A 15,653-nucleotide genomic window follows, 5' to 3' on the forward strand; every position below is an offset into this window, starting at 1 on the left:
AAAGTCCCTCGCGACTGAAGTCGCTCCTACGAGAGCCGGTGCGCAATCAGTTGCGCGACTGCAGCTTGGACAGCAGGCGCAGGAACTCGATGTACAGCCACACCAGTGTGACCATCAGCCCGAACGCGCCGTACCACTCCATGTACTTGGGCGCGCCGGCCTCCACGCCGCTCTCGATGAAGTCGAAATCCAGCACCAGGTTCAGCGCCGCGATCACCACCACGAACAGGCTGAAGCCGATGCCGATCAGTCCCGACTCGTGGATGTAGGGGATCTGGATGCCGAACAGGCCCAGCACGATGGTCGCCAGGTACACCAAGGCGATGCCGCCGGTGGCCGCGACCACGCCGAGCTTGAAGTTCTCGGTCGCCTTGATCAGCCCGCTGCGGTAGGCGAACAGCAACGCGAACAGGGTGCCGAAGGTCAGCAGCACCGCCTGGAACACGATGCCCTGGAAGCGCGCCTCGTAGATCGCCGAGATCGTACCCAGGAACAGGCCTTCGGCCAGCGCGTACAGCGGCGCGCTGACCGGCGCCCAGTTCTTCTTGAAGATGGTGACCATCGCCAGCACGAAGCCGCCGATCAGGCCGCCCCACAGGTACAGGCGCGCGCCGCTGGCCAGTTCGCCCGTATCGGTCAACGTGTGGTTCCAGGCGAAGGCCGCGGTCAGCGCCGCCAGCAACAGCAGCAGGCCGGTCCTGTTGACGGTGCCGTTGAGGGTCATCGCCCCGGTACCGCGCGAGACCACGGCGCCGCTGCCGGAATCGAGGAAGGTGGAGTCGGAAAGGGCGGGGTTGCCGCTGCGCATGAGGAACTCCTTGGAGAATGCGGAGGAATGCCCGCAGCATAACCAACCCCGTCGCGATGAAATCCGCCGTTGACAGACTGCCTCGCAGTTCCGACAATAGCCGACCTTTCGGGGGGAACCTCGGGAGATTCACCGCCGGGGTATAGCGCAGTCTGGTAGCGCGCCTGCTTTGGGAGCAGGATGTCGGGGGTTCGAATCCCTCTACCCCGACCATCCGATGCGACCAGCGCGCGTTGGAGTGCGACGATCCGGTCAGAGCGCCCGTAGCTCAACTGGATAGAGCACCGGCCTTCTAAGCCGGCGGTTACAGGTTCGATTCCTGTCGGGCGCGCCAATTGGCGCAAGCGGTGGGTTGTTGTTTTTCAGTGGTGGCTGTAGCTCAGTTGGTTAGAGTACCGGATTGTGATTCCGGTGGTCGGGGGTTCGAATCCCCTCAGCCACCCCACTGAACAGAAAGACGCCGGGAAGTGCATTCCGGGGTTGAAAGAACTGAAGGGTGCGGGTAACATTCGCCCCCTGATTTTCAGGGCCGTTAGCTCAGTTGGTAGAGCAGTTGACTCTTAATCAATTGGTCCAAGGTTCGAATCCTTGACGGCCCACCAATCGAGACAGCCATCCGGTACGCCGGGTGGCTGTTTTCCTCTCCAGCAGAGGAGCCTGCGTTCCAGGGCAGGAGTAAGGTGCCGCGGTTGGTTGCGCGCATCGTTGTTGTTTCAGGGCTGTTAGCTCAGTTGGTAGAGCAGTTGACTCTTAATCAATAGGTCCAAGGTTCGAATCCTTGACAGCCCACCAGACAAAGGGCATCCGCTGCGGCGGGTGCCCTTTTCTTTGTGTCCGCGCATCGCCGGCGGCCCCGGCGCGGCGTCCCGTGCGGTAGCGCCTCGTGGTCGCCGAACGGGCGTTTCCGGCGGTTTTTTGCCTGCGCGGCCTGCGATAATGCCGGCCGGACGCGAAAGTGGCGGAATTGGTAGACGCCCTGGATTTAGGTTCCAGTGCCGCAAGGCGTGGGGGTTCGAGTCCCCCCTTTCGCACCATCCGTGGGTCGGCCGGATGGTCTCCCGGGCGCGGCTGTCTGGCGGCAGGCTGGAAGCGCCCGCCGGAATCGGCGAAACTACAGGGCTGCGGCGGGATCAAGTCTCCGCCGGAAACCGTTCATCTTCCACATCGTACCGGGGCCTGGGCGCCACCGGTGGCAGGAGTCCACATGCAAGCTTCGATCGAATCCACCGGCAACCTGGAACGCCGCCTGACCTTCTCCCTGCCGGAGGAGCGCCTGCAGAGCCACATCAGTGGCCGGCTCGGCGAGATCGCCCGCACCGTGCGCATCAAGGGCTTCCGTCCGGGCAAGGTGCCGGCCAAGGTGGTCGAGCAGCGTTTCGGCCAGCAGGTGCGCGCCGAGGCGATGGACGGCCTGCTGCGCGAAACCTTCGACGCCGCGCTGCGCCAGCATGAGCTGCGCATCGCCGGCAACCCGCGCATCGACAAGGCCGGCGAAGGCGAGTTCGATTTCGTCGCCACCGTCGAACTGGTGCCGGACTTCGGCGACGTCGACGTGACCAAGCTGACCGTGGTGCGCCACGCCGCCGAGGTCACCGACGCCGACATCGACCAGATGATCGAGAACCTGCGCCAGCAGCGCCGCAGCTGGAAGGCGGTCGCGCGCGGTGCGCAGGAAGGCGATCTGGTCGCGCTGGAAACCTGGTCGCAGGCCGGCGACGAGCGTCTGCCGGCCGAAGGCGCCGAGCAGGGCACGATCGTTATTGGCCAGGGCATGATGTTTGAGCAGATCGAGAAGGGCCTGGTCGGCCTGGCCAAGGGCGACGAGAAGACGCTGGACGTCGAGTTCCCGGCCGACTGGCGCGTGCCGGCACTGGCCGGCCGCAACGTCAAGGTCACGGTCAAGGCCACCGAGGTGTCCGAGCCGGTGGTGCCAGAGGTCGATGCCGCCTTCATCAAGAGCTTCGGCGTGAAGAACGGCGAGCTGGAGCAGTTCCGCGCCGACATCCGTTCCAACCTGGAGCGCGAGCTCAAGGGCGCGCTGATGAACCGCCTGCGCCGCGAAGTGGGCGAGCAGCTGATCGCCGCCTATGCGTCGGTCGAACTGCCGCCGCGCCTGGTCGAGAACGAAGCGCGCGCTATGCTCGCCCAGCAGGTCGATGCGATCCGTCGCCAGGGCGGCAACCCGGGCCAGGTGCCGGCCGACGCGCACGAAGGGTTCAAGGACGCCGCCTCCAAGCGCGTGCTGGTCGGCCTGCTGGTCGGCGAGGTCGCGCGGAAGAACGACCTCCGCCTGGACCCGAAGCGCCTGAACGAAACCATGCGCCTGATCGCCTCGACCTACGAAGAGCCGGAGCAGGTCATTGAGATGTACCGCAACGACCCCCAGCTGATGGGTGGCCTGCAGAACCGCGTCATGGAAGAGCAGGTCATCGACTGGATCGCCGAGCGTGCCCAGCACACCGAGCAGACCCTGTCGTTCCAGGAAGCGATCCGCCCGTAAGGCGGCCGCTCCACCCGCCCCGCGCCCCGGCGCGGGGATGTTCCCCGTCAAACACAGGTGCCTCACATGGACAACCGAACCACAGCCTTGAACATGGTTCCGATGGTGGTCGAACAGACCAGCCGCGGCGAGCGCGCCTACGACATCTATTCGCGCCTGCTCAAGGAACGGATCATCTTCCTGGTCGGCGCGATCGACGATCACGTCGCCAACCTCGTGGTCGCGCAGATGCTGTTCCTCGAGGCGGAGAACCCCGAGAAGGACATCCACCTGTACATCAACTCGCCCGGTGGCGTGGTGACGGCGGGACTGGCGATCTACGACACGATGCAGTTCATCAAGCCCGACGTCAGCACCATGTGCACCGGCCAGGCATGCAGCATGGGGTCGTTCCTGCTGATGGCCGGCGCCAAGGGCAAGCGGTTCGCGCTGCCGAACTCGCGGGTGATGATCCACCAGCCGTCCGGCGGCGCGCAGGGCCAGGCGACCGACATCGAAATCCACGCCAAGGAAATCCTGTACCTGCGCCAGCGCCTGAATGGGCTGTACGCCCAGCACACCGGGCAGCCGCTTGAGCGGATCGAGCTGGACATGGAGCGCGACCGTTTCCTGAGCGCGGAAGCGGCGAAGGAATACGGTCTGGTCGACCAGGTCGTGGATCGTCGCTCGGAAGAGTCGATCCAGCCGGCGTGACCGGCGCAAGTAGCCGAAAACACGGCGTTTTCTGCAGGGTCGGAACTGGACTGGCGTCCATCCGGCCCTGTGCTATTCTCGAAATCGAACCCCCTGTTCACGGGGGGAGCAACTGGGTAAGCGAAGCATGAGCGAAGACCGGCAAGGTCGTTCCGGAGACAGCGGCAAGATCCTTTACTGCTCGTTCTGCGGCAAGAGTCAGCATGAAGTACGCAAGCTGATCGCGGGTCCGAGCGTGTTCATCTGCGATGAATGCGTGGAGCTGTGCAACGACATCATCCGCGAGGAACTCGAGGAGAAGGCGCAGTCGGCGCGCAGCTCGCTGCCCAAGCCGCGCGAGATCCTCGAGGTCCTGGATCAGTACGTGATCGGCCAGAACCGCGCCAAGCGCACGCTGGCGGTGGCCGTGTACAACCACTACAAGCGCATCGAGAGCCGTCAGAAGAGCGACGACGTCGAGCTGTCCAAGTCCAACATCCTGCTGGTCGGCCCGACCGGCTCGGGCAAGACGTTGCTGGCCGAAACGCTGGCGCGCCTGCTCAACGTGCCGTTCACCATGGCCGATGCGACCACGCTGACCGAAGCCGGCTACGTCGGCGAGGACGTGGAGAACATCATCCAGAAGCTGCTGCAGAAGTGCGACTACGACGTCGAGAAGGCGCAGCAGGGCATCGTCTACATCGACGAGATCGACAAGATCTCGCGCAAGAGCGAGAACCCGTCGATCACCCGCGACGTGTCCGGCGAAGGTGTGCAGCAGGCGCTGCTGAAGCTGATCGAAGGCACCGTGGCCAGCGTGCCGCCGCAGGGCGGGCGCAAGCACCCGCAGCAGGAATTCCTGCAGGTGGACACCAAGAACATCCTGTTCATCTGCGGCGGCGCGTTCGCCGGGCTGGACAAGGTGATCCAGGCGCGTTCCAGCGACGCAGGCGGCATCGGCTTCGGCGCCAAGGTCAAGAGCAGCGAGCGCAAGCAGGAAGTGGGCAAGGTGCTGGCCGAGGTCGAGCCCGAGGACCTGATCAAGTTCGGCCTGATCCCCGAGTTCGTCGGCCGCCTGCCGGTGGTGGCGACCCTGGAGGAGCTGGACGAGGCGGCGCTGATCAAGATCCTGACCGAGCCGAAGAACGCCATCACCAAGCAGTTCAAGAAGCTGTTCGAGATGGAGAACGTCGAGCTGGAGTTCCGCCCGGATGCGTTGTCGGCCATCGCCAAGAAGGCGCTCAAGCGCAAGACCGGCGCCCGCGGCCTGCGCACCATCGTCGAGTCGGTGCTGCTGGACACCATGTACGACCTGCCGTCGCAGGAGAACGTGAGCAAGGTGGTGGTCGACGAATCAGTCATCGAACACAAGTCCGAGCCCTACGTGATCTACCAGACGCCGCCGGCCAAGGCCGCTTCGGGCGACTGAACAGGCTGCGGGGAACGCTCCGTCCACGGCGGCTGAAGCCGGGTTCAGGACCTTCCCTCGACGCCACTTGCATCACCCTGCCGATGGCCCCATAACGGGGCCATCGGCTTTTTTCATGGCCACCCCCGAATCCAAGTGGAGCCCCCCATGGCCCAGTCCCAAACCCAAGTCCTCGACCTGCCGGTCCTGCCGCTGCGCGACGTGGTGGTGTTCCCGCACATGGTCATTCCGCTGTTCGTCGGGCGCGACAAATCCATGCAGGCGCTGGAGCGGGCGATGGAAGCGGACAAGCGCATCCTGCTGGTCGCGCAGAAGTCCGCCGAGACGGACGACCCCGCCGCCGCCGACCTGTACACCGTCGGCACGCTGGCGCAGGTGCTGCAGCTGCTGAAGCTGCCCGACGGCACCATCAAGGTGCTGGTCGAGGGCCTTGCGCGCGTGGCCGTGGACAATATCCGCGAACAGGATGGCGCGCTGCAGGGCGCCGGCATCGAGCTTGAGTCGGACGAGTCGCGCGAGCCGCGCGAGATCGAGGCGATCGCGCGCTCGCTGATGTCGCTGTTCGAGCAGTACGTCAAGACCAACCGCAAGCTGCCGCCGGAACTGCTGCAGACCCTGAACGGCATCGAGGAACCGTCGCGGCTGGCCGACACCATCGCCGCCCACATCGGCGTGCGCCTGGCCGACAAGCAGAAGCTGCTGGAAACGCTGCAGGTCGGCGACCGGCTGGAAATGCTGGTCGGCCTGGTCGACGGCGAGATCGACGTGCAGCAGCTGGAGAAGCGCATCCGCGGCCGGGTCAAGTCGCAGATGGAGAAGAGCCAGCGCGAGTACTACCTCAACGAGCAGATGAAGGCCATCCAGAAGGAACTGGGCGACCTCGACGACGCGCCGGGCGAGCTGGAGGAACTGGCGCGCAAGATCGCCGACGCCGGCATGCCCAAGGCGGTGGAAACCAAGGCGAAGAACGAGCTGAACAAGCTCAAGCAGATGTCGCCGATGTCGGCCGAGGCCGCGGTCGTGCGCAACTACCTGGAGTGGCTGCTGGGCGTGCCGTGGAAGAAGCGCACCAAGGTGCGCAAGGACCTGAAGGTCGCGCAGGACACGCTCGATGCCGACCACTACGGCCTGGACAAGGTCAAGGACCGCATCCTCGAGTACCTCGCCGTGCAGTCGCGGGTGAAGCAGATGAAGGGCCCGATCCTGTGCCTGGTCGGACCGCCGGGCGTGGGCAAGACCTCGCTGGGCCAGTCCATCGCCAAGGCGACCAACCGCAAGTTCGTGCGCATGTCGCTGGGCGGCGTGCGCGACGAGGCCGAGATCCGCGGCCATCGCCGCACCTATGTCGGCTCGATGCCGGGCCGGATCGTGCAGAACCTCAACAAGGTCGGCAGCAGGAACCCGCTGTTCGTGCTCGACGAGATCGACAAGATGTCGATGGACTTCCGCGGCGATCCGTCCTCGGCGCTGCTGGAAGTGCTCGATCCCGAGCAGAACAACGCGTTCAACGACCACTACCTGGAAGTGGACCTGGACCTGTCCGAAGTGATGTTCGTGGCGACCTCCAACTCGCTCAACATCCCGGGCCCGCTGCTGGACCGCATGGAAGTGATCCGCATCCCGGGCTACACCGAGGATGAGAAGCTCAACATCGCCACGCGCTACCTGCTGCCCAAGCAGCTCAAGGCCAATGGCCTGGAGCCGGCGGAACTGGCCATCGAGGAAGACGCCATCCGCGACATCGTGCGCTACTACACCCGCGAATCCGGCGTGCGCAATCTCGAGCGCGAGATCGCCAAGATCTGCCGCAAGGTGGTCAAGGAGATCGCGCTCGCCGGGCCGCAGCCGGCGAAGAAGGCGCCGAAGAAGGGAGCGAAGAAGTCCAGGGCGCTGGTGGTGGTCGACGCGGCCAACCTGGACAGGTACCTGGGCGTGCGCCGCTTCGATTTCGGCCGTGCCGAGGAGGAGAACGAAGTGGGCCTGGTCACCGGCCTGGCCTGGACCGAGGTCGGCGGCGACCTGCTGCAGATCGAATCGACGCTGATCCCGGGCAAGGGCGCGGTGACGCTGACCGGCCAGCTGGGCAATGTGATGAAGGAGTCGGCGACGGCCGCCCTGTCGGTGGTGCGCGCACGGGCGCAGGCGCTGGGCATCGACGTGGACTTCCTGCAGAAGCACGACGTGCACCTGCATGTGCCCGATGGCGCCACGCCGAAGGACGGTCCCAGCGCCGGCATCGCCATGGTCACCTCGCTGGTGTCCACGCTGAGCCGGGTGCCGGTGAAGGCGGACGTGGCCATGACCGGCGAGATCACCCTGCGCGGCCGCGTCACCGCGATCGGCGGGCTGAAGGAGAAGCTGCTCGCCGCGCTGCGCGGCGGCATCCGCACCGTCATCATCCCGGAAGAGAACCGCAAGGACCTGGCCGACATCCCGGCCAACGTCACCCGCGACCTGGACATCATCCCGGTGAAGTGGATCGACGAGGTCCTGGACATCGCGCTGGAGGCGCCGCTGGCACCCAAGAAGGCGAAGAAGAACGGCCAGCGCGTGGCGGTGCGGGGCCGGACGAAGGCAGCTCCGGCAGCGCGCGTCAAGCATTGATGATGAACGCAAAACCCCTTGAAACCCGCGCCGTTATTGGCTTTTCGGCTTGCGTGGGTAGGGGGGCGCTGGTATAAAAGTGCGACTCACGCGCCCGCTCGACGAGCGGGCGGCGTGTTTGCAGGATCTTACGGTTGCCGCCGCTGCTGTCATGGGCGACGACCAACCCAATCTATTCCGCGGGTTGCCGCATAGGGAGTTTTACATAATGAACAAGACCGAATTGATCGATGGCGTTGCCGCCGCTGCTGACCTCTCCAAGGCCGAAGCCGGCCGTGCGGTCGATGCCGTCGTCGCCGAGATCACCAAGGCGCTGAAGAAGGGCGACGCCGTGACGCTGGTCGGCTTTGGCACCTTCCAGGTCCGCGAGCGTGCCGAGCGCACCGGCCGCAACCCGAAGACGGGCGACACCATCAAGATCGCCGCGTCGAAAAATCCTGCGTTCAAGGCTGGTAAAGCCCTGAAGGACGCTGTAAACTAAGCGGCTCACCGGGGGTGCTTAGCTCAGTGGTAGAGCGTCTCCCTTACAAGGAGAGGGTCGGGGGTTCGAAACCCTCAGCACCCACCACGTAAAGCACCGTCGAGCAGTATTGAAAGTGGAGCGGTAGTTCAGCTGGTTAGAATGCTGGCCTGTCACGCCGGAGGTCGCGGGTTCGAGTCCCGTCCGCTCCGCCATTGATTCCAAGCCCCGGGCGAAAGCCCGGGGCTTTTTTTTTGCCCGCGTCGCCGGGATGGCGCCGGCCCGTGGCGGTGCCGCTGTCGCGGGTGCGGACGGCTCGGTTGGGCGTCGGGCGGGAAGCGGGTTACACTGCCCGGCTCGCCAATCAGGCCTTGATTTTTCCCATGCTGCAGAAACTCCGCGACAAGACCTCGGGCTGGATCGTGACCGTGATCCTGGGGCTGCTGATGATTCCGTTCCTGTTCGTGATCGACAACAGCTATCTCGGCGGTGTCGGCGCGCAGAACGTCGCCAAGGTATCCGCTCCGCCGTCATGGTGGCGCTCGGCGCCGTCGTGGTGGCCGATGTCGTTCCTGTGGAACCACCATGAGATCAGCGTCGAGGACTTCCGCGCGCGCTTCGAGCAGGTGCGCATGGATACGCGCGAGCAGCAGGGCGACAACTTCGATCCGCGCGAGTTCGAGACCACCGAGAACAAGCTCACCGTGCTCGACCAGCTGATCGACGAGCAGGTGGTGCGGCTGGCCGCCGAAGACGCGCGCATCGTGATCGGCGACGAGGCCGTGCGCAACTACATCGCCGCCATCCCGGCCTTCCAGCGCGACGGCAAGTTCGATGCGGAGCAGTACCGCCTGGTGCTGGCGCAGAGCCAGCCGCCGCGCACGCCTGCGATGTTCGACCAGGTGGTGCGCACCAGCCTGCAGCAGTCGATCATTCCCACCGCGCTGGCGCAGTCGGGCTTCGCCACCAAGGGCGAGAGCGAGCGCCTGCTGAAGCTGCTGGGCGAGACGCGCGACGTGGAATTCGCGATGCTGCCGGCGCCGGAAGCCGACACTTCGGCGGTGGACGACGCGCAGATCAAGCAGTGGTACGACGCCCACACGCGCGATTTCATGCAGCCGGAAAGCGTGTCCATCGAATACGTCGAGTTGGATGCGGCCCGCATGCCGGCGACGGCCCCCGCGGACGAAGCGGCGCTGCGCCGTCGCTACGACGAGGAGAAGGCCCGTTTCGTCAAGCCGGAGCAGCGCCTGGCCTCGCACATCCTGATCAGCGCCGGTAGCGATGCCGCTTCGCAGAAGGCCGCCGAAGCCAAGGCTGCCAAGCTGGCGGCGGACGCCAGGCAGCCGGGCGCCGATTTCGCCGCGCTGGCCAAGGCCAACTCGGACGACCCGGGTTCCAAGGCCGAAGGCGGCGACCTGGGCTGGGTCGAGCATGGCGTGATGGTGAAGCCGTTCGAGGACGCGTTGTTCGCCATGCAGCCGGGCGAGATCGCCGGGCCGGTGAAGACCGAGTTCGGTTATCACGTGCTGAAGCTGCGCGAGGTCAAGGGCGGCGAAGGCCGTCCGTTCGAGGAAGTGCGCGACCAGCTGGCGGCCGAACAGCTGCAGGCCGACACCGAGCGCGCCTTCAACGACCTGGGCGGCCGCCTGGTGGACCTGGTCTACAAGAACCCGACCGTGCTGGAATCGGCCGCCAAGGAAGTGGGCCTGCCGGTGCAGACGCTGGGTCCGTTCAACCGCGCCACCGCCAGCGGCATCGCCGCCAATCCGGCCGTGCTGCGCGCGGCGTTCTCCGATGCGTTGAAGGAAGACGGTACCGTCAGCGATCCGATCGAACTCGGCCCGAACCACAACGTGATGATCCGCGTGACCGCGCATACGCCGGAGCAGGCCGTCCCGCTGGCGCAGGCGCGCGAGCAGGTGATCGCCGCGGTGCACGCGCATCGCGCCGAGGAAGCGGAGAAGAAGGCCGCCGATGCGCTGCTGGCCAAGCTGCAGGGCGGGCAGACGCTGCAGGCGCTGGCCGAAGGCGAGAAGCTGCAACTGCTGCCGATGCCGGGCCTGCCGCGCACCGCGCCGATGCCGACGGCCGCCGCCAACCGCGCGGTGTTCAGCGCCGCTCCGCCCAGCGACGGCAAGCCGAGCTACGGCAAGGTGAAGCTGGACGACGGCCGCTACGCGGTGTTCGCGGTGACCAAGGTCACTCCGGGCGACCTGAAGGAAGTGCCGGAGCCGCAGCAGGCGATGCTGAAGCAGCAGTTGAGCCAGATCGATGGCGCGGCGGCGGCCAAGGCCTTCGTCGATGGCCTGCGCAAGCGCTTCAAGGTGCAGGTGCAGGAATCCCAGCTCTGAGCGTTGCAGGGAGACCGGGACGCTCCGCCAGGCGGCGGGCATCCCGGCATCCATGAACAAGAAAGCCCGGCCTATGGCCGGGCTTTCGCATTTCTGGGGGTGGCGCCGCAGCGGGCCGCCGTCAGCGGCTTTCCTCGAAGCGCAGCACCATGCCCGGCTTGAGGACCGCCTTGGCATCGAGGTTGTTGCGGGAAAGCAGGGTCTTGACCGGGATGCCGTAGCGGCGGGCGATCGTCCAGGCCGATTCGCCGCTGCGCACCGTGTGGCGGCGCCCGCTGCTGCCGGCGCCCCTGTCGGCCAGCGCCGTGGCGACATCGACCGCCGCGGGCGTAGGTAGCGCAGTCGCCGTCGGTGCGGGAGCGGCCATGGCCAGGCTGTCCATGCCGGCGTCCATTACGGGCAGGGCCGGCGCCAGCACCCGGATACCGGCGCGCTTGCCGGTGACCGCCGGGTTGAGGCGGGCGACGCGCGCCGGATCCAGCGCGTTGCGCGCCGACCAGTCGGCCAGGGTGGTCCCGGCCGGCAGCGCATGCCCGCGCAGGACCGGCACTGGCCGGTCGAGGGCCGCCATCAGGTCGGGTTCCTTCTCCGCCTGTTCGAGTACGCAGGCCAGGGCGTGGAGCTTCTCGACATAGGCATGGGTGATCGGGGACAGGCCGGGCAGATCGGCAGGCCGGGCGTTCTGGGCGTTCATGCCGCCGCGGCGCAGGGCCTGCAGGACGCGGTACTCGCCGGCGTTGTAGGCCATGACCGCCAGTTGCCAGTCGCCGCCGAACATGCCGTACAGCGTCTTCAGGTAGCGCACCGCGGCGCGGGTGGAATCCACCGCCGACAGGCGGCCATCGTAGCCGCTTTCCATCGGCACCCGGTGGTTGCGCGCGGTGGTGGCGATGAACTGCCACAGCCCGGCCGGTCCGCTGGCGTTGCGCGCACCGGGCCGGTAGCCGCTCTCAACGAAGGGGATCAGCGCGAACTCGGTGGGCAGGCCGGCCGCGCGCAGTTCGTCCACGACGTAGCCGAACAGCGGCAGGGCATCATCCTCGACGTTGCCCAGCCGCGACGGCGCATGCGCGAACTGCTTGCGCCAGCGGGGATTGGTCGCCTCGGCATCGCACTGCGCCATGGCCAGTCCCTCGCGGAAGCTGGCGAATATCTGGTGGCCGTTGCGGGTGAGCGGTGCCGGCAGCGCGGCCGGTTCGGCGGGCAGGGCCGCGAGCAATGCGATGTTCTGGGTCAGGCCGGCACTGGCCGGCAGCGACTGCGCGCCGGCGGTAACGCCGGCACCGGCGCCGAGCAGCAGCCCCAGCGCCAGGGACAGGCCGCGCCGCCTCACGCGCGGAAACCGTCTTTCCAGCACCGTAATTCGGCGAACACTTCCGCTTCGTCCACCGGTGCGCGGTCCAGCCGCGCGGCGATGGCCTGGCGCACGGGTTCGGCATGCGTGCGCAGGAAGGGATTGCATTCCAGTTCGCTGGCCAGCAGCGAGGGAACGGTCGGGCGGGAGCGGCTGCGCATGTCCATGGCTTCCTGTTGGCGGCGATGCAATGCCGCGTTGGTGGGATCGACATGCCGCGCGAACACGGCATTGCCCAGCGTGTACTCGTGCCCGCAGCAGACCCGCGTCTGCGCCGGCAGTGCCGCCAGCCGCTTCAGCGAGGCCAGCATCTGGGCGGGCGTACCTTCGAACATGCGTCCACAGCCCAGGCTGAACAACGCGTCGCCACAGAACAGCTGACCGTGGCCATGGAAGGCGATATGGCTCCGGGTGTGGCCAGGGACGGCGAGCACCCTGAAATCGAAGCCGGCCGATTGTACCCGGTCGCCTTCGCCGACCCGTTCACATTGCAGGTGAATCCGTTCATCCTCGGGGGCGAACACCGGCAGTTCCGGCCAGCGTTCGCGCAGCGCGGCCACGCCGCCGATATGGTCGTCGTGATGATGGGTGAGCAGGACGGCCGCCGGTTGCATGCCCTGCGCAGCGGCGTCGAACACCGGCTGCGCCTGGCCCGGGTCGACGAACAGCGTGCGTCCGTCGGGCGCCTGCAGCGCCCAGATGTAGTTGTCCTGGAATGCAGGCAGGGCGGTCAGTCGCATAGAATTGGACCATGCCTGCCGCCCCGTTCCCCCGTCAAGCTGCAGTCTCGGCCTGGTTTGAGAAGGCTGGAGCGGAGGCGATGCGGACTGCCGAACAGGGTTACCTGTTGGAGCAGGTGCAGGGATTTCCCGCGCAGCCGTGGCTGTGGCTGGCGCCCTGTGCCACCTGGCTGCCGGCCGAAACCCCAAACGGACGCGGGGTACGGCTGCACCGGGCGGCCGACGGACGGGCCTGGGGCGGGGAGGTGTGCTGCGCGCTGCCGCTGCCGCTGCCCTCCGAGGCGGTCAATGCCATCGTCCTGCAGCATGTGGCCACGGTGGAACTGGAAACGCTGTTGTCCGAGTGCGCGCGCGTGCTGATGCCGGGCGGGCGGCTGTGGATGACCGTGCTCAACCGCTGCAGCCCCTACCGCGCGCACTGGCAATGGCAGGGCGCGCGGCCGCCGTCGGCCACGCGTTGCAGGCTCCTCCTGCAACGGGAAGGATTGCGGGTCCGCTCGGTACGCCACCTGGGGCCGCTGTGGAGCGAGTCCGGGCAGGCTGGCGGCAGGGCGCTGCCGGCCTTGCGGGCGGTCCGCGTGCTGGAATTCGAGAAGCGCACCCTGGCCTTCATCGGGCCCGAAGCCGTCCGCCCCGTGGGCTGGCGCGCACCGGTGGCGACCTGACGCTTCATTCAACGGAACGACATGAAATCGATTGAAATACACACCGACGGCGCCTGCCTCGGCAATCCCGGGCCGGGCGGCTGGGCGGCCCTGCTGCGCTACAAGGCGCACGAGCGCGAACTGTCCGGTGGCGAAGCCCACACCACCAACAACCGGATGGAGCTGATGGCGGCCATTGCCGGATTGGAGGCGCTCAGCGAGTCCTGCAACATCATGCTGCAGACCGACTCGCAGTACGTGCGTCAGGGCATCACCGAGTGGATGCCGGGCTGGGTGCGGCGCAACTGGAAGACCGCTGGCGGCGACCCGGTGAAGAACCGCGACCTGTGGGAACGCCTGCATGCCGCCACCGGGCGCCACCAGATCGAATGGCGCTGGGTGAAGGGCCACAATGGCGACCCGGACAACGAGCGCGTGGACCAGCTGGCCCGCGACGCAGCAATCCGCGTGCGCGACGGCGCCGCAAGCAACTGAGGCAGGTGATGCGCCAGATCGTCCTTGATACCGAAACCACCGGCCTGGAATGGAAGAAGGGCAACCGCGTGGTCGAGATCGGCTGCGTCGAGCTGCTCGAGCGCCGTCCCAGCGGCAACAACTTCCACCGCTACCTCAGGCCCGACTGCGAATTCGAGGCCGGCGCGCAGGAGGTCACCGGACTGAGCCTGGAGTTCCTGGCCGACAAGCCGCGCTTCGAGGAAGTCGTCGACGAGTTCCTGGCCTATGTGGACGGCGCCGAGCTGATCATCCACAACGCGGCGTTCGACATGGGCTTCCTCGAGAACGAGATGCAGCTCGTGGGGCGCGGGCGGCTGGGCGAACGGGTGACCGTGACCGATACGCTGGCGATGGCGCGCGAGCGTTTCCCCGGCCAGCGCAACTCGCTGGACGCGCTGTGCAGGCGGCTGGGCGTGGACAATTCGCATCGCCACCTGCACGGCGGCCTGCTCGACGCGCAGATCCTGGCCGACGTCTACATCGCGCTGACCTCGGGGCAGGAGGAAATCGGCTTCGGCCTGCCGGAAACCGAGACCGTCGGCGGCGCGGGCATGGTGCAGGTCTTCGACGCGGCGGTGCTGCTGCCGCGCCCGCGGGTGGTGGCCACGGCCTCCGAGCTGCAGGCGCACGAGGCGCGCCTGGAGCGCCTGCGCAAGAAGGCCGGCCATGCCTGGTGGGATGGGGAAAAGCGCGAGGAAGCCGTCACCGCGTAGGCGGGACGGTGCCGGCTGCTGGCCGGCGCGCGGCTCAGTGGCAGCGGACGAGAATGGCGGTGATGTTGTCCGAGCCGCCGCCGTCCAGCGCCGCGGCCACCAGCGTATCCACGCATTCCTGCGCGCTGCAGTCGGCCTGCGCCAGTGTCTGCGCCAGGCTGCGGTCGTCCACTTCCTCGGTCAGCCCGTCGCTGCACAGCAGCAGCTGCATGCCCGGGCGCAACTCTCCGGTCATGGTGGCGACGTTGAGATGGGCCGGATCGGTCACGCCCAGCGCCTGGGTGACGACGTTGCGGTGCGGATGGGCGCGGGCCTGCTCGGCGGTCAGCGAGCCCTGGGCGATCAGCTCCTGCACGTAGCTATGGTCCTGGCTGAGCTGGGCCAGCTTGCCGTCGCGCCAGAGATAGGCCCGGCTGTCGCCGACCCAGGCCACCTCGAAGCGGTTGCCCTGTATGCGCGCGGCGACCACCGTGGTGCCCATCGGCAGGCTGTCGTTGCGCCGGCGCGAGGCGCGGATGATCTCCTCGTCGGCGACGCGGATGGCCTGCGGCAGCGCGGTGCCGGTGCGGATCTGGCGGACGATGGTTTCGCGCGCCAGCGCGCTGGCGACCTCGCCGCAGGCATGCCCGCCCATGCCATCGGCGATCAGCCACAGTCCCAGCTCGCCGTCACCGTAATAGGTGTCCTCGTTGAGCTGGCGGCGCAGACCGACATGGCTGAGGTGTCCGAATTCGATCATGGGCGCCCGCAGGGGGCCGTTTCCAGCGGAAAGGTTTTTCATGATCGCGTTCACGCAGGTGCACGGCAAGAGCCGGCGCCGTGCCGGCCCAAGGCGGTCGCCCGCGGGAGGCGGGAGGGG

At 67.1% G+C, this 15,653-nt stretch carries 13 protein-coding genes and 8 tRNA genes; 17 read left to right on the forward strand and 4 right to left on the reverse strand.

The annotated features are described in order from the left end of the window. Nucleotides 1-46: 46 nt before the first annotated feature. Nucleotides 47-808 (reverse strand): Bax inhibitor-1/YccA family protein, encoded by a 762-nt coding sequence (locus CQ393_RS05535; RefSeq protein WP_153190601.1) that lies wholly within the window; start codon nt 806-808, stop codon nt 47-49. A 136-nt stretch (nt 809-944) separates the two neighbouring features. Between CQ393_RS05535 and CQ393_RS05540 the strand changes: the two genes are divergently transcribed. The 14 genes from CQ393_RS05540 (at nt 945) to CQ393_RS05605 (ending at nt 10,827) form a co-directional block, all read left to right on the forward strand. Next, a tRNA-Pro gene (locus CQ393_RS05540) sits at nt 945-1,021 on the forward strand. A 44-nt stretch (nt 1,022-1,065) separates the two neighbouring features. After that, nucleotides 1,066-1,142, forward strand: a tRNA-Arg gene (locus CQ393_RS05545). Nucleotides 1,143-1,176: 34 nt separating this feature from the next. Then, nucleotides 1,177-1,253, forward strand: a tRNA-His gene (locus CQ393_RS05550). Between the two features lie 81 nt (nt 1,254-1,334). Further along, nucleotides 1,335-1,410 (forward strand) — tRNA-Lys (locus CQ393_RS05555). A 114-nt stretch (nt 1,411-1,524) separates the two neighbouring features. After that, a tRNA-Lys gene (locus tag CQ393_RS05560) sits at nt 1,525-1,600 on the forward strand. 157 nt (nt 1,601-1,757) lie between these two features. After that, nucleotides 1,758-1,842: transfer RNA gene (locus CQ393_RS05565), tRNA-Leu, on the forward strand. 170 nt (nt 1,843-2,012) lie between these two features. Continuing rightward, on the forward strand, nt 2,013-3,308 hold the full coding sequence (tig, locus tag CQ393_RS05570; RefSeq protein ID WP_153190602.1) for a trigger factor: 1,296 nt from the start codon (nt 2,013-2,015) through the stop codon (nt 3,306-3,308). A gap of 66 nt (nt 3,309-3,374) precedes the next feature. Continuing rightward, nucleotides 3,375-4,001, forward strand: coding sequence for an ATP-dependent Clp endopeptidase proteolytic subunit ClpP (clpP, locus tag CQ393_RS05575; RefSeq protein ID WP_153190603.1), 627 nt, complete (start codon nt 3,375-3,377; stop codon nt 3,999-4,001). A 127-nt stretch (nt 4,002-4,128) separates the two neighbouring features. Continuing rightward, nucleotides 4,129-5,409: an ATP-dependent Clp protease ATP-binding subunit ClpX gene (gene clpX / locus CQ393_RS05580; protein ID WP_055767686.1), complete on the forward strand. Its 1,281-nt coding sequence runs from the start codon at nt 4,129-4,131 to the stop codon at nt 5,407-5,409. A gap of 147 nt (nt 5,410-5,556) precedes the next feature. Then, nucleotides 5,557-8,013 (forward strand): endopeptidase La, encoded by a 2,457-nt coding sequence (gene lon, locus CQ393_RS05585; protein WP_153190604.1) that lies wholly within the window; start codon nt 5,557-5,559, stop codon nt 8,011-8,013. A gap of 208 nt (nt 8,014-8,221) precedes the next feature. After that, nucleotides 8,222-8,494 carry an HU family DNA-binding protein gene (locus tag CQ393_RS05590; RefSeq protein ID WP_054663508.1) on the forward strand — a complete coding sequence of 91 codons (273 nt, stop codon included), beginning with the start codon at nt 8,222-8,224 and terminating at the stop codon, nt 8,492-8,494. Between the two features lie 12 nt (nt 8,495-8,506). Then, nucleotides 8,507-8,581 (forward strand) — tRNA-Val (locus CQ393_RS05595). Between the two features lie 30 nt (nt 8,582-8,611). Continuing rightward, nucleotides 8,612-8,688: transfer RNA gene (locus CQ393_RS05600), tRNA-Asp, on the forward strand. A gap of 168 nt (nt 8,689-8,856) precedes the next feature. Next, nucleotides 8,857-10,827 (forward strand): peptidyl-prolyl cis-trans isomerase, encoded by a 1,971-nt coding sequence (locus CQ393_RS05605; protein WP_153190605.1) that lies wholly within the window; start codon nt 8,857-8,859, stop codon nt 10,825-10,827. Between the two features lie 121 nt (nt 10,828-10,948). Here the strand turns inward: CQ393_RS05605 and CQ393_RS05610 are convergent, their stop codons facing one another. Further along, complete coding sequence (locus CQ393_RS05610) at nt 10,949-12,160, reverse strand: transglycosylase SLT domain-containing protein (protein WP_343199633.1); 1,212 nt, start codon at nt 12,158-12,160, stop codon at nt 10,949-10,951. Continuing rightward, a complete protein-coding gene (gloB, locus tag CQ393_RS05615) occupies nt 12,157-12,921 on the reverse strand; it encodes a hydroxyacylglutathione hydrolase (RefSeq protein WP_153190606.1) in 765 nt (254 codons plus the stop codon). Before gloB ends, CQ393_RS05610 begins: the two co-directional genes overlap by 4 nt. 80 nt (nt 12,922-13,001) lie before the next feature. On the opposite strand from gloB, the gene CQ393_RS05620 reads away from it, so the two are divergent. From CQ393_RS05620 to dnaQ, 3 genes are read left to right on the forward strand one after another with little or no spacing between them, the layout of a single operon-like run. Further along, a complete protein-coding gene (locus CQ393_RS05620) occupies nt 13,002-13,586 on the forward strand; it encodes a class I SAM-dependent methyltransferase (RefSeq protein ID WP_228114289.1) in 585 nt (194 codons plus the stop codon). Between the two features lie 21 nt (nt 13,587-13,607). Continuing rightward, nucleotides 13,608-14,060, forward strand: a complete 453-nt coding sequence (rnhA, locus tag CQ393_RS05625) for a ribonuclease HI (protein ID WP_153190608.1) — start codon at nt 13,608-13,610, stop codon at nt 14,058-14,060. A gap of 8 nt (nt 14,061-14,068) precedes the next feature. After that, nucleotides 14,069-14,794 (forward strand): DNA polymerase III subunit epsilon, encoded by a 726-nt coding sequence (dnaQ, locus tag CQ393_RS05630; protein WP_153190609.1) that lies wholly within the window; start codon nt 14,069-14,071, stop codon nt 14,792-14,794. A 34-nt stretch (nt 14,795-14,828) separates the two neighbouring features. On the opposite strand, the gene CQ393_RS05635 is transcribed toward dnaQ, so the two are convergent. Beyond that, nucleotides 14,829-15,533: a protein phosphatase 2C domain-containing protein gene (locus CQ393_RS05635; protein ID WP_153190610.1), complete on the reverse strand. Its 705-nt coding sequence runs from the start codon at nt 15,531-15,533 to the stop codon at nt 14,829-14,831. Nucleotides 15,534-15,653 lie beyond the last annotated feature (120 nt).

Source organism: Stenotrophomonas sp. MYb238 (assembly GCF_009496535.1).
Classification (GTDB): Bacteria; Pseudomonadota; Gammaproteobacteria; order Xanthomonadales; family Xanthomonadaceae; genus Stenotrophomonas.

Coding starts and splice junctions, on each gene's coding strand:
- CQ393_RS05535 (WP_153190601.1), bottom strand. CDS start 808: ATGCGCAGCGGCAACCCCGCCCTTTCCGACTCCACCTTCCTCGATTCC.
- tig (WP_153190602.1), top strand. CDS start 2,013: ATGCAAGCTTCGATCGAATCCACCGGCAACCTGGAACGCCGCCTGACC.
- clpP (WP_153190603.1), top strand. CDS start 3,375: ATGGACAACCGAACCACAGCCTTGAACATGGTTCCGATGGTGGTCGAA.
- clpX (WP_055767686.1), top strand. CDS start 4,129: ATGAGCGAAGACCGGCAAGGTCGTTCCGGAGACAGCGGCAAGATCCTT.
- lon (WP_153190604.1), top strand. CDS start 5,557: ATGGCCCAGTCCCAAACCCAAGTCCTCGACCTGCCGGTCCTGCCGCTG.
- CQ393_RS05590 (WP_054663508.1), top strand. CDS start 8,222: ATGAACAAGACCGAATTGATCGATGGCGTTGCCGCCGCTGCTGACCTC.
- CQ393_RS05605 (WP_153190605.1), top strand. CDS start 8,857: ATGCTGCAGAAACTCCGCGACAAGACCTCGGGCTGGATCGTGACCGTG.
- gloB (WP_153190606.1), bottom strand. CDS start 12,921: ATGCGACTGACCGCCCTGCCTGCATTCCAGGACAACTACATCTGGGCG.
- CQ393_RS05620 (WP_228114289.1), top strand. CDS start 13,002: ATGCGGACTGCCGAACAGGGTTACCTGTTGGAGCAGGTGCAGGGATTT.
- rnhA (WP_153190608.1), top strand. CDS start 13,608: ATGAAATCGATTGAAATACACACCGACGGCGCCTGCCTCGGCAATCCC.
- dnaQ (WP_153190609.1), top strand. CDS start 14,069: ATGCGCCAGATCGTCCTTGATACCGAAACCACCGGCCTGGAATGGAAG.
- CQ393_RS05635 (WP_153190610.1), bottom strand. CDS start 15,533: ATGATCGAATTCGGACACCTCAGCCATGTCGGTCTGCGCCGCCAGCTC.